This is a genomic window from Sorangium sp. So ce185 (assembly GCF_051526825.1).
In the GTDB taxonomy this organism is placed as follows: Bacteria; Myxococcota_A; Polyangia; order Polyangiales; family Polyangiaceae; genus Sorangium; species Sorangium cellulosum_D.
In genome coordinates this window covers 9964544-9977519 of record NZ_CP150316.1, presented here as the reverse complement: position 1 = coordinate 9977519, position 12976 = coordinate 9964544, and the positions used below count along the sequence as shown (strand labels likewise).

The following is a 12976-nucleotide window of genomic DNA, read 5'->3' as shown; positions in this document are numbered from 1 at the left end:
CGCGGCGCGCATCGAGCCAGCGCGGCGCGGGCGTGGCTCCGGCGCGCGGGCGGCCGCGCCGCGGGCGGCCGCGCCGTGGGCGGCGGCCTGGGATTCGTCTATGCTGGGCGCCGAGGCGTGGCCTCATGGTGAGGCCTGCAGGCCGTTTGCAACGCGCCGCGATCCTGCCGGATCGCGCGCTCGCCTTCTCGTGCGCTGACCCGGTCTGCCGGTCGGCAGCGGGTCGCTCGCCGGGGAGAGCCCCACAATCGAGATGAGCTGCCCATGAAGAACGCAGGACTCCGATCGATCCCCCTCGTCATCGCCGCTCTCGGCCTCTTTGCCGCGGGGTGCAAGGACGAGGACAACTTGCATGCGTGCAGTGAGCTCTGCAAGCACCGCATCCTCTGCGCGGAAGAGCAAGGGGACCCGCCGCCGAGCAAGACCAGCTGTGAGACCGCGTGCCTCGGCCTCGAGGGAGAAGGCCTCGTGGAGCGAACCGAGGAGTGCGTGAACGAGGCGTCGTGCGATTACGTGGCGTGCGCGGACCCCTGAGCCCGGCGAGCGCGCGCGCCGCGGGGGGCGGGGCGCGCCGGGCCTCCCGGCGCGGAGGCCGGCGCGATGACGGCCGGCGCGATCACGGCTCCGCGTCGCACTCGGGCGCGTCGCGGAGCTTGCCCGAGGCGAGCGGCGCGTCGAAGCGCAGGAGCTCGAGATCGACGAGATCGAGGCGCTTGAACGTCAGGTTCAGCGGGCCGACCGACACGCCGGCTTCCGCCTCGGCGTAGGCGCGCACGCCGCCGTCGACCCGCGCGTCGTACGAGCAGTAGGGCGGCGCGGTCTCCGCGCTGACGCGCGCGTACGCCTGGACTCCGACGTTCGGGCCGACGATGCCGTACAGGCGCGACCGGAGCTCCGCGCCGGCGCTCACCTTGCCGGACGCCGTGATCGCGCCGGGCGCCCCGATCGAGGCCGTCCCCGAGGCCGAGCACGAGGGATCCCAGATCGTGCGCCACGTCCCGTTCTTGTAGTCGACCCCGGCCTCGATCTCGGCGGTCGTCTGCGCCTCGGCCGCCACCTCGGCGGCCGTGAACGACAGCCCCACATCGGCCGTCGCCCTCGGCACGACGTTGGTCGTGACGACGATGGGCACAGGCCCCACCCAGAACGTCAGCGTCGGCAGCGGCACGCTCGGGACGCCCCCGGCGAGCTCGAGGAGATCGACCGTGCAGCTCCCCGTGACCGTGCCGGAGCCCTGGAGCGTGGCGCTCACGTCGAGCCTGCCCGAGGCGACGAAGCGGAGCTGCTTCAGCTCCGGGACGGGGTTGATCCCGCCGCGCGTGCCGACGTGGACCTCGAAATCGAGCACCGGAGAGAGCTCGGCCGTGACGTCGAGCGCCGCCGTCCCGTGCGCGGTGACCCCGCACGAGGCCGGGAGCGAGGCCGAGGAGAGCTCGAAGAGCTTCAAGGAGGCGCCGGACGCGATCTTCAGGGCCTCCGCCTGGCTCGCGATCGGCTCGTCGCCCTCCAGGCCGAGCTCGCGGGCGCGCGCGAGGTGCTCGTCGATGGCCTGCGCGTACTCGCGCGCGTCGTAGTGGACGTGGACGTGCCCCTCGGTGATGAACTCCGTGAGGTCGGCGGGGGTCGTCTCGAGCGCGACCCGCGCCGCGTCGAGCGCGCGGACGCGCACGACGCGGGCGAGGTAGCCGCCTCCCTGCGTGCCGCCGAGCACGTCGCCCGCGGCGAACGGCGGCAGGCTGCCGTCGTGGGTGATGACGAGCTCGCGCTCCCCGAGCTCCGCGGCGACGAACCCCGGCTCCTTTTCGGGCACGCGGGCGCGCTCGGACAGCTTGAGCGGCTGGACGACATCGACGGCGCCGGGGGCCGGCAGCTCGGCAGGGTCCGCGACGTCGTCCGCCGTGGCGGCGCACGCGGCGAGCCCGGGCGCGCCGATCGCGAGGAAGACGGCGGAGATGAGCCGCGCGGCCAGCGCGCGGCTCCGAGGGAGCGTGGTTTTCATGGGCGCGGACCCTATGCGGGCACTGTGGCGAACCGGTTACAGCGGCGAGACTTGCTGTCTCCGGGAGATGGGACAAAGGCTCACCGCGATGGATGGATATCCATGAATCGATGTCTCCGGGGCTTGCGAAGAGCACTTATTGAATCGAGCGATGTACGGAGCCCCGCGCGACGCGCTCGTGAGATGCCGCGCGACGCGCTCGTGAGATGCCGCGCGACGCGCTCAGGACGTGACGTGCGGGCGCGCTCATGAGGTGACGCTCGACGCGCTCATGAGACGACGTGCGAGCGCGCTCCTGAGGTGACGCGCGAACGCGCTCCTGAGGTGACGCGCGAACGCGCTCATCGGGGGCGACGGCGTGGAGCGCGTCGCGCGCTCAGACCGGGGCGCGCATCGCGCTCGCGCGGGGACGGCCGAGAGAGGGGGGCTGCGGCTCGCGGGTGGAAGGAAGAAGGCAGAGCGCGGAGATCGCGCGCGTCGCTCCCGCGGGCATGCCGCGTCGGGAGGGCGGCGGCTCGCCCGGCGAGCCGCTGCGCGGGCCTTGCTGGAGGCGCCGCGCTCGTCAGGCGGTCGCTCGCCGGGCGCCGCCGCCTCTTGCGTCGCCGGGCGCCGCCGCCTCTTGCGATGCGCAGGGTACGACGCGCCCGTTCGGGAGGCGCCGCAGCCTGTACCGCGGCGCTCGGGCGAGGAACCCGGCAGGCCCGCCTCGGCGGTCTGCTGTCCGTCGTGATGCGATCACGCCTCCGGGGCACCCGTCGCTTGCTGGGTGGCCTCGGGCTTGTCCTACCTGGGGTGAGTAACGGGATTCGAACCCGCGACAACTGGAGCCACAATCCAGTGCTCTACCAACTGAGCTATACCCACCGTTCTTCGCGGCCCGGGGGCTGCGAAGGCCTGGCAGAATACTCAGCTCCGCGCAGAGTGCAATCGGGTAAACGCACGGCGCGTCGCTCTTTTTGGTCCGGGCTCACTTCCGGCTCCCCCCGGGCCCCGCGCTGGCCCCCCACCGCGCTGCTCCCCCCCACCGCGCTGCTCCCCCCTCCCTGCTCCCCCCGCCTCCCTCAGAGCGTCGCCCACCGGCGCAGCGCGACCCGGCGGGCGCGGTCGAGGTCCGCGCGGTGGCGCGTCGAGATCGGCGCGCGCTGCGCGGGCGGCGGCCCGGATGCGCCCACCGGCTCGTCCGCCTCGCGGCCGGAGGCGGCGATCAGCGCGGCGGCGAGCGAGCCCTCGATCGCGGCCAGGTCGTAGCCGCCCTCCAGGAAGACGGCGAGCCGCCCCCCCGCCTTCGCGGCCGCCATCGCCGCGAGCCGGCGGCCCATCGCCGCGTAGGCCGAGCGCGACAGCTTCATCGCCGCCAGCGGATCGCGCTCGTGCGCGTCGAACCCCGCCGAGACCAGGATGAGCTCGGGCGCGTACTCGTCGAGCACCGGCAGGACGAGCTCGTCGAACGCCGCCTCGTAGACCGCGTCCGTCGCCCCGTCGGACAGCGGCACGTTCACCGTGTAGCCGGCGCCCTCGCCGCCGCCGATCTCCTCGGCGGAGCCGGTGCCCGGGTAGAACGGCCACTGGTGCAGCGAGCAGAACAGCACCCGCGGGTCGTCCCAGAAGATGTCCTGCGTGCCGTTGCCGTGGTGCACGTCGAAGTCGATCACCGCCACCCGCGACAGCCCGCTGCTCAGCGCGGCCCTCGCCGCCACGGCGACGTTGTTCAGGAGGCAGAAGCCCATGCCCGCCTCGCGCGTCGCGTGGTGGCCGGGCGGGCGCAGCAGCGCGACGCCGAGCCGGCCGGGGCCGGCGAGCACCGCCTCGACGAGCGCCACCGCGGCGCCGGCGCCCCGCCTCGCCGCGTCGACCGAGCGCGGGACGACGTACGTGTCGGGATCGAGCGCGGCGTAGTGCCCGCTGACCCGACCGAGCGACTCGAGGTACCGGGGCGCGTGGACCCGGGCGAGCTCGTCCTCGGTGGCGTCGCGCGTCGCGACGCGCTCGATCGAGAGGCCCGCCGCGGCGCAGCGCTCGATGGCGCGGCGGGCGGCCTCGAGCCGCTCCGGGCGCTCGGGGTGCGCGCCGCGCGCGCGGTGTTGCTCGAACAGCGCGTCGTCGACGACGTAGAGGCGCGGGGCTTCGGAGTGCGGGTGATTCAAGTGCACCATGAGCTGGGTGGAGAGTTGTAGCAGCGCCGCAGCGGATGGTAGCTTGCCCTGAGCCCCCGAAAGAAGGAGTGGAGACGCAGGATGCGCGGAAAGATCATCGCAGTCTTCGCCGTGATTGTCCTCATGGTCGGAGGGCTCTCGTACGCCCTCACGCGCGCCTCCCTCGCGGAGATGGGGCGGCCCGGCGAGGCGTCGCGCGCGCTCGCGGCCGCCATGGCGCAGCTCCAGGTGGACGGCCTCGTGCTGGAGCGGTGGCTCGCCTCCCACGCGAGCGACCCGAAGCTGCGCGAGCCGTTCAACGCCGGCACCGCCCCGGCCCGCGCCGAGGCGGCCACGAGCGCCGCCAACGCCATCCGGGAGGCGGTCGCCGCCTCGCCCGAGCTCGGCAGGACCCCGCCCTCCCTCGTCGTCCTGGTAGACACGAAGGGCGTGGTGCTCGGACGGAACGGCTCCGCGCTCATGCGCGGGGACAACCTCGGCGCCGTCTACCCGTCGCTGAAGCGCGCCGTCGAGCAGGGGGTGACCGGCTCGGACGTGTGGGTGAGCCGGGCGCGCAACGAGCAGCTGCTCGCGTCCTACGCGCCGATCCGCAGCGACGCCGGGCAGATCATCGGCGCCGTCGCGGTGGGCACCGCGCTGAACGACGAGCGGCTGACCAACGCGAGCGAGCGCACGAGCGGGCGGCTCCTCGTGGTCGCGATGCAGTCGGGTGACGGGCTCGACGTCGTCGCGAAGTCGCGCGACACCCCCCCGCAGCTGGTCGCGGCGCTCACCGCGTCGCCGGCGAAGGACAGCGCCCTCCAGGCGCTGAGCTCCGGGCGGGCGGTCGACATCGGCGGGCTGTCCGGCGAGTACGGCGCCGTCGGGCACGCGCTCGAAGGCTACGGCGACGGGCGGCGGGCGGTGCTGCTCAGCGTCGCGCAGATCCGGACGCCGGGGCTCGCGAGCTCGCTGGTCTGGCCGCTGCTCGGCGTCACCGCGCTCGGGCTCGTGCTCGTCGTGATCGCCGCCTATTTCCTGGACGCGTACATCTCGCAGCCGGTGTCCGAGATCGAGGACGGCCTGCTCGCGATCATGAACGGCCGGACCGACCTCCGGTTCGGGATCGAGCACGCCGAGCTCGGCGGCCTCGTGTTCCGGCTGAACTCGCTCCTGAACCAGCTGCTCGGCGTGCAGGAGGACGAGACCGACGCCGAGGGGCGCCCGTCGCGCGCGCCCACGTCGGCGTCGTTCCGGGACGCCCTCGAGGTCGACGAGCGGATGGCCGCGCTGTCCCCCGGCGAGATCCCGGCCGACGCCAAGGCGCTGCTCGAGGAGCCGGAGGACGCCTACTACGCGCGCATCTTCGCCGAGTACATCGCGGCGAAGAGGTCGCTCGGCGACCCGGTGGATCACATCACCCGCGACGCGTTCGTCGCCCGCCTCAAGGCGAGCGAGCAGGAGCTCGGGCGGAAGCACGGCAAGCCGATGCGCTACAAGATCGAGGTGCGCGGCAAGGAGGTCGTGCTCCTCGCCGTGCCGCTCGCCTGACGCGCGGCGCGCGCGCCCCGGGGCCGCGCGGCGCGCCGCGGCCGCTCAGTGCAGCACGGCGTCCGGGCCCTCGTGCGGCTCGACGCGCCCCGACGAGGGCTCGCGGCGGAGGGCGATCACGTCGGAGAGGTCGCAGCCGAGCGCGAACGCGGGCGACGACGTCGTGACGATCCACTGCACGTTGGGGAGCGCCGCCCGCAGGCGGGCGGCGAGCGAGCGCTGCCGGTGCGCCGGCTGCTGCGCCTCGATGTCGTCGATCAGGACCACGCCCTCGGCGAGCCGCGGATCGCCGGTCGGGTGGGCGGACGCGAGCGCGCGGAGCGCCAGCGCGCCGAACGCGATGGTGTGCCGCGCGCTCCGCCCGAGATCGTCGAAGTCGACGCGCTGGCCGTCCGCGCGCTCGAAGATCGGCTCGAGCCGCAGCGGATCGACGCCCACGTACGTCGCGTCGTGGCCCTCGAGCAGCGCCTCGAGCACCTCCCTGAGCGCGCGCTCGAGCGCGCCGAGCCGCGCTGCCTGCGCGTCCGCGCGCGCGTCCGGCCGCGCCTCGGGCTTGTTCTTCGCGCGGTCGCGCGCGATCGCGGCCGCGACCGGCACGAACGAGAGCACCTGCTTCGTCTCGCGGGCGAGGTCGGTGCGCGTCGCGTCGTCGAAGCTCGCGGCGGCGCGCACGTCGTAGCGGAGGATGCTGCGCTCGGGCGTCGTCAGCACGATCGCGGTGCGGGAGAACCAGCGCGCGCCCGAGAGCGCCACGAGGACGAAGCCCCCCTCGGCCGCGCGCCGCTCGAAGAGCGCCTGCTCCCGCCGCCGCAGGAGCGCCGCGTCCTCGGGCTCGTCGAGGCGCGCGTTCGGGCTCGCGACGCGCAGCGGGTGCGCGCGCGCCGGATCGTCCGTCCCGAGCATCCAGTCGGTGACCACGAGCGGGGGCGAGCCGTCGTCGCCGCGCGATTTCAGCTGTGCGACCGCGTAGCCGGGCCGCGTCGACGCGATCGCCGACAGGATCGAGGTCTTGCCCACGCCGTCGCCGCCGAAGAGGACCACGAGCCGGCGCGGCGCGCCGTCGGCGTCCTCGAGGGAGAGCGAGAGATCATCGAACGGACCGACGTGGGCGAGGCGGACGCGGGAGAGCAGCACCGCCCGCGAAGCTACCACCGCGCCGCGCGCGCGGAACGCCGCAGCGCCCACCTGCGCCGCACGCGCCGGCCGTCCGCCGGACGCACGGCGGCGCGGACGGCGCGGAGGTCGGCGCGCGGAGGCCGGCGCACGGCTGCGATCGGCACGACGCGCGCCTTCGACGCGCCGTGGCATGCGCCACGCGTGGATTCCTTCGCTCCTCCAGCAAGCCCGCGCGCGCCGCCGGATGCGCGCCACGGCGCCCGCGCATCCGGTGGCGCGCGGTGGCGCGGCGGCCTAGAGTCGTTGTCCGGGGTCGTATCGTGCTGCGCAAGCTGCCTCCGCCGGATTTCCGCTACGTGTGGCTCCACCCGGAGCCCGGCTCGACCGGCGCGCTCGCCGCGGCGGGGACCGCGGGGCTCGCGGGGGCCTCCGCGGCGACGTGGAGCGCCGGGAGCCACGCGCTCTCGCTGGGGCTCATGGCGGTGGGGAGCGCGCTCGGCGTGCTCGCGCTGGTCCGCGCCGAGCACCGCCTCCGCGCCCAGCGCGGCGCGCGCGAGGTGGCGATGGCCGTCGTGCCCTGGGGCGTCCTCGTCGACCCGGACACCGAGCCGCGCGTGCTGCGGTGGCCCGCCGTGAAGCGGGTGAGCGTCGACGTCTCGCACACGATGCGCGGCGGGACCCCGGCCGTCGTGTCGAGCCTCGTGACGGTGCACACCGCGCGCGACGTGCTCGCCGGCCGCGCCGCGGGCGCGGTGGACCTCGAGCGGCTCCTCGCCAACCTCGAGGGCTACGCGCAGGAGGCGGCGCGGCCCGTCGCCGGCGACATCGAGGGGCAGACGGTGCTCGGCGACGGGGTGACCGAGCCGATCGCCGCGGCGCTGCTGCAGGCGGCGGACGGCGTCTGCGCGACCAGCCAGGGCGCCGCGCAGCTCGCGCTCCCGGGCGGCGGCTACCGCACCGCGGCGGCGCGCGCGGCCGCGCCCGAGACGGTCACGGTGCTGCGCTCGGCGCTGTCGTGGAGCTACGACTGCCCCGCCGACCCGCGGCCGCTCGCGGCGATCCTCGCGGGCGTGCTCGGGGCCACGGAGCTCGTGCCCGAGCTCCTGCGGCTCGCGAGCTCGCCGCACCCGGTGGTCGCCGCGTTCGGCAAGGCCGCGGCGCTCCGCCTCGGTGCGCCGCCGAACCGCGCCGGCTCGCTCGACGAGGTCGCGGCCTTCCTGTTCGAGGAGGACGTCGAGATCGGAAAGCGGTGGATCGCGTCGGCCCCGACACTTTGTTTGCGACCTGGCGCGGAAGCTTGCTAGCTAAAGGGGTCGGCAGCGCGAGCGCTGCGGTTCGAGCGGCCTGCGCGCGGGGGCCCTCGGCCCGCGGGGCCCGGTCCTCACGGCGCGCTGCGTTCGGGTCGTCCACCGCGCCGGGTCGGCTATGAAACGGGCTCCGTCGCCACCGAAGCCGTCTGCGCGAGGAGCGCGCCGCGCGCTGGCCGCCGCGTGCCTCCTCGGCGCCTCGCTCGCCGCGTGCGCCGAGCCCCACGCGTCCGGGCCGCCGCCCTCGCAGAGCACCGCGCGCGTCGCGCCCTTGGACGCGCCGATCGCCGCGGCGGCCGCGGCCGCCGCCGCCGTCCCGCCGCTCGCGCCGCCCCTGGCCCTCGGCGCGTGGGTCGAGGCCGTGCGGCTCGAGCGCTGGGCCGAGGCGGCGGAGCGGCTCGACGCCCTGCCGATGGAGCAGCGGGCGCTGCCGGCGATGAAGTACGCGCGGGCGCGCGTCGCGCTCGAGCTCGGCGATCACGGCAAGGCCGTGGAGCTGCTCCACGGCCTGGAGCAGGAGCTGCCGTTGCTCGCCCGCGAGGTCTCGCGCTACCGCGCGGAGGCGGCGTTCGAGGTGGGGCCGTTCCTCGCGGCGGCGGCGTACTTCGAGGCCACGGGCAGCGCGCCCGGCCTCGCGCGCGCGGCGATCGCCTCGATGAAGGGCGGCGATCTCCAGAAGGCCCGCGCGCTCGCCGATCGCGCGGTGGTCGCGGCGCAGCGCGCGCGGCGGTCGCGCGACGAGGCGGCGGCGCGGCTCGCGCGGGCGCGGGTCCAGCTCGGCGTGCGCGACGCGGCCGAGCGATCGGGGGACAAGGGCGGCGCGAAGGCCGCGGCGGCGGCGCTCGCGCTCGCCGACCTCCGGTGGATCGTGAAGAGCGCGCCGTCGTCGCCCGACGGGCGCGAGGCCGCGGCGCTCCTCGCCGAGGTGCCGGGGCCGCTCTCGCCGGACGACCGGCTCCAGAAGGTCGACGCCATGGTCGCCGGGGGCAGCGCGGCCGAGGCGATCGCCGAGCTCGACAAGCTCTCGGGCGTGCCGGCGTCGGAGCTCCACCACCGCAGGGCCACCGCGCTGTACCAGGCGCGCGACTACGCGGGCGCGGCCGAGGCGTTCCTCAAGGTCGCGGCCTCGCCGTCGGCGCGCCAGGCGGAGCAGCTGCACCTCGCCGCGCGCTCGCTCTCCCGGCTCCACCGCGAGGCCGAGGCGATCGAGCGGCACCTCGCGGTCGCGCGCAAGTTCCGGAGGACCCGCTGGGGCGAGCTCTCGAGCCTGCTCTCGGCGCGGCTCCTCATGCAGGTCGGCCGCTACGCGGAGGCGGTCGCGCAGTACGGCCGGTTCATCGACGCCTACCCGCGGAGCGAGCGGCGCGACGACGCGCTCTACGAGCGGGCGCTCGCGATGCTCTCGACGAGCGGCGCGGCCCGCGCGCGCAAGCCGCTGGAGCAGCTCGCGCGCGGGGCGCGCCCGGCCGACGCGGCGCGGCTGCGCGAGCTCGCCGGGCTCGCGGCGCTACGCGGCGGCGATCGCGACGGCGCGGTGCGGCTCTGGACGGAGGTGATGAAGGAGCAGCCGCTCTCGTGGGGCGCGCTGCTCGCGCGCTCGCGCCTCGCGGCGGTGGGCGCGCCCATGCCGCCGCTGCTCGTCCCGGCGTCGCTCCGGGACGCGCGGCCGGTGGAGGTGAAGCTGCCGCCGGCCGCGGCGCTGCTCGCGTCGATGGGGCTCGACGGCGACGCGGAGAGCTACCTCGCCGAGAACGAGCGCGAGGTGACGGCGGCCTACGAGGGGCAGGAGAGCGAGGCGCTCTGCCGGATGTACGGCATGCTCTCGCCGGCGAAGCGCCGTTACCGGGTGGGCACGCAGGCGGTCTCCGCCGCGGCGCTCCAGCGCGCGCCGTCGGAGGCCGATCGCTGGACGTGGGAGTGCGTCTATCCGGAGCCGTACGTCGGCGAGGTGCGCGCGCTCGAGGCGCAGCACGGGCTGCCGAAGGGCCTGGTCCACGCGCTCATGCGGCAGGAGAGCGCGTTCGATCCCGTCGTGGTGAGCCCCGCGAGCGCGGTCGGGCTGATGCAGCTCATGCCGGCGACCGCGCGGAAGGCCGCGAGCGAGCTCTCGCTCGGCTTCGAGCTCGGGCAGCTCAAGAGCGCGCCGCTCAACCTGCGCCTCGGCGGCTTCTACATCGGCAAGCTGCTGCGGACGTTCGACGGGAGCCTGCCGCTCGCGACCGCGGCCTACAACGCCGGCCCCAAGGCCGTGTCGCACTGGCTCGAGGGGAAGATCGACCGGGACACCGACGTGTGGGTGGCGCGGATCCCCTATGACGAGACGCGCACCTATGTGGGGCGCGTCCTCGCGAACCTGGCGCGGTATCAGTGGCTGGACGGTGGGGACGCGGCCGTGGAGATGCTCCCGCTGACGCTCCCTACGGACGCGCGCGCCCCCGCCGACGCGTACTGAGGGCGTGAGGGCGGCCGCGCCGCCGCGGCGCGGGCGTTCTTCCTGCGCTGAAATTGCGCTGTGCGCTTGAACTCGAGGCCGGGTGCGCTCACCGTGATGGGGTGGCAGGAACCGCTGGCAGCGACGGCGTGTTCAAGCGCTGCGGGGTGCTCATCCAGCCCTACGCGGACGCGCGCTTCGTCGGCCGGCTGCTCACCTCGGCGCTCGCGTGGCTGCTGGTCCTCTTCTCGGTGGCCTCGCTCGTCGAGCCCATCGCCGGCCGGCTCGCGATGGTGCTCCTGATGCCGTTCGTGCTGCTCGGGTCGCTGCTCGCGCTGCTCTGCCTCGCGTGCCTCCTGTACACGCCGATCGCGTGGCTCTGCGCGGCGGTGGGCTCGTCCGGCGCGGCGGTCGTCCGGGTGAGCAACGCGCTCTGGATCGAGCGCCCCGGCGAGCGACGGTCGTTCTCGCTGCTCTCGCTCACGCGCGCGCGGCTCTCGAGCTCCGGCGGCGAGGTCGCCCTGATGACCGACGACGGCGACGTCATCCGCGTGCGCGTCGACGACCCGGTCGACGCGGAGCGGCTGCTCGGCGAGATCGCCGCCGGGCGGGCGCGGGGCACGTGGAGCGCCCGGCTCTACGACGACGCGCCGCGGCCGCTCCGGCGCCGGCTGTTCGTCGGCGTGGCGACGCTCATGTCGCTGATCTGCTGGTCGGTGCTCGACTTCGACCTGGCGCTCTCGCTCGGCGTCATCACGGGCGCCGCGGCGTGGGTGCTCGCGGCGCTGCTCCGGGAGGGCTCGGCGCTCCGCGTGCTCGTGGCGGGCAGCGACGGGCTCTCGCTCCGGGACGAGGCCGGCGAGCGCTTCGTCTCGTTCGGATCGATCGAGCGGGTCGACGAGACCGCGCTCGGGGTCGAGCTCGTGCTCACGGGGGGCGAGGAGCTGCCGCTGACCCTCGTGCCGCCGCAGCTGCTGCGCGATCCCAGCGAGACGGGGCTCAGCATGGTGCTCGCCGAGCGGCGCCGCGAGCACCTGCTCGCGCTCGTGCGCGAGCGGAGCGGGCGCGGCGCGCGCGAGGTGGGGCGGGCGGGCGCGCTCCTCGAGCGCCGCGGCCTGACCGCGCCGGCCTGGCGGGCGGCGCTGCGCCGCCTCGTGAGCGAGGCCGGCGCCGATTACCGCACGGCGAAGCTCACGCGGGAGCAGGCGTTCGCGGTGCTCGAGGACGGCGACGCGCCGGCCGAGCTCCGCGTCGGCGCGGCGCTCGCGCTGTCGTCGACGCGCGACGCCCAGACGGTGGAGCGGCTGCGGATCGCGGCCGAGGGCTGCGCGAACCGCGACGTGCGGCTCGCCATCGAGCAGGCGGCCGAGGGCGACGTGGACGACGGGATGCTCGAGCAGGCGCTGTCGTCCTCGGCGGCGCGGCCGCGCCTGGACGCGCCGCGGTGCGCGACGCCGGCCGCGTGAGGTGACGCCGGCTGCGTGAGGTGACGCCGGCCGCGCGCGGCTGCCCGGAGGGGCGCGCTCCTCGCCGGGCCAGCGGCCGGGTCGATTCTTCTCGCCTTCCGGCCTTCCTGTTCTCAGAACTCTCTCCCGGAGGACGCGCGGCTCTTCTAGGCTGTGCCCAGCCGAGCTGCCGCGGGCGCCTGCGCGCCTGCGGTCCTCCGAGGTACCCCGATGGAAGGCCCGCTCCAGGACCCCTACGCTCCGGTCGCAGCGCACGCGCCGCGCCCCCGCGCGCAGGCCGGCCGCGCCGCGCGGATCGCGCTGCTCGCGGTCGCGTTGCTCGCGTCGGTCGGCTTCGGCGCGCTCGTCGTGGCGCCGCGCCTCCGCGCGCCCGCGCCTGAGAGCACCCTCGTCGCGCGGCCGACGCCCGCGCTCGTCGTCGCGATCCGCGACCTGTCGCGGCTCGAGACCACCGAGGTCCACGTCGAGAAGGTCGTGGATCTGGCCGACCGGCAGAGCCGCCTGTTCGGCCTGGTGCAGGCCACCGACGCCCTCCTGCTCGTCGCGGTCGGGCACGTCACCATCGGCGTCGATCTCGCGCGGATCGGCGAGGGCGACATCGCGATGGATCCGGAGACCGGGGTCGCGCGGCTCACGCTGCCGGCGCCCGAGGTCTTCGCGACCCGGCTCGACGAGGATGCGACGTACGTCTACACGCGCAAGACGAGCCTGCTCGCGCGGCGCAACGAGCAGCTCGAGTCGCGGGCGCGCAAGGAGGCGACCGAGGCGATCGAGAAGGCCGCGCTCGAGGGGAACGTGATGACGCGCGCGAAGGCGCAGGCCGAGCGGCAGATCACGGCGCTCGCGACCCAGCTCGGCGCGAAGCGGGTGGAGATCCGCTGGCGCGACGTGGGCGTCGGGGGGGACTGACCCGGCGCGGCGGGCGCTCAGGCTGGACCGGGGTCTCGACCCGACGGACGCGGGCGGAGCCCGCG

Annotated in this window: 9 protein-coding genes and 1 tRNA gene; 6 read left to right on the top strand and 4 right to left on the bottom strand. The window is 75.7% G+C overall.

The annotated features are described in order from the left end of the window. Positions 1 to 264 precede the first annotated feature (264 nt). Entirely contained in the window at positions 265 to 534 is a 270-nt protein-coding gene (locus tag WMF26_RS36610; RefSeq protein ID WP_061625543.1) for a hypothetical protein, read from the top strand. 82 nt (positions 535 to 616) lie between these two features. Here the strand turns inward: WMF26_RS36610 and WMF26_RS36605 are convergent, their stop codons facing one another. From WMF26_RS36605 to WMF26_RS36595, 3 genes are all read right to left on the bottom strand, one after another. Then, positions 617 to 1999, bottom strand: coding sequence for a hypothetical protein (locus WMF26_RS36605; RefSeq protein WP_437996502.1), 1383 nt, complete (start codon positions 1997 to 1999; stop codon positions 617 to 619). A 788-nt stretch (positions 2000 to 2787) separates the two neighbouring features. After that, positions 2788 to 2863 (bottom strand) — tRNA-His (locus tag WMF26_RS36600). Between the two features lie 197 nt (positions 2864 to 3060). Then, on the bottom strand, positions 3061 to 4152 hold the full coding sequence (locus WMF26_RS36595) for a histone deacetylase family protein (protein ID WP_437332868.1): 1092 nt from the start codon (positions 4150 to 4152) through the stop codon (positions 3061 to 3063). 81 nt (positions 4153 to 4233) lie between these two features. On the opposite strand from WMF26_RS36595, the gene WMF26_RS36590 reads away from it, so the two are divergent. After that, a complete protein-coding gene (locus tag WMF26_RS36590) occupies positions 4234 to 5682 on the top strand; it encodes an MXAN_5187 C-terminal domain-containing protein (protein ID WP_437996501.1) in 1449 nt (482 codons plus the stop codon). Between the two features lie 45 nt (positions 5683 to 5727). Here the strand turns inward: WMF26_RS36590 and WMF26_RS36585 are convergent, their stop codons facing one another. Then, entirely contained in the window at positions 5728 to 6816 is a 1089-nt protein-coding gene (locus WMF26_RS36585; RefSeq protein WP_437996500.1) for a hypothetical protein, read from the bottom strand. 302 nt (positions 6817 to 7118) lie between these two features. On the opposite strand from WMF26_RS36585, the gene WMF26_RS36580 reads away from it, so the two are divergent. The 4 genes from WMF26_RS36580 (at position 7119) to WMF26_RS36565 (ending at position 12911) form a co-directional block, all read left to right on the top strand. Next, positions 7119 to 8102 (top strand): hypothetical protein, encoded by a 984-nt coding sequence (locus WMF26_RS36580; RefSeq protein ID WP_437996499.1) that lies wholly within the window; start codon positions 7119 to 7121, stop codon positions 8100 to 8102. A 274-nt stretch (positions 8103 to 8376) separates the two neighbouring features. Beyond that, on the top strand, positions 8377 to 10557 hold the full coding sequence (locus WMF26_RS36575; RefSeq protein WP_437996498.1) for a transglycosylase SLT domain-containing protein: 2181 nt from the start codon (positions 8377 to 8379) through the stop codon (positions 10555 to 10557). 101 nt (positions 10558 to 10658) lie between these two features. Continuing rightward, positions 10659 to 12002, top strand: a complete 1344-nt coding sequence (locus WMF26_RS36570; protein WP_437996497.1) for a hypothetical protein — start codon at positions 10659 to 10661, stop codon at positions 12000 to 12002. 210 nt (positions 12003 to 12212) lie between these two features. Continuing rightward, the gene (locus WMF26_RS36565; protein WP_437950766.1) at positions 12213 to 12911 is read left to right on the top strand and encodes a DUF4230 domain-containing protein; all 699 of its coding nucleotides are present in this window, start codon (positions 12213 to 12215) and stop codon (positions 12909 to 12911) included. Positions 12912 to 12976 lie beyond the last annotated feature (65 nt).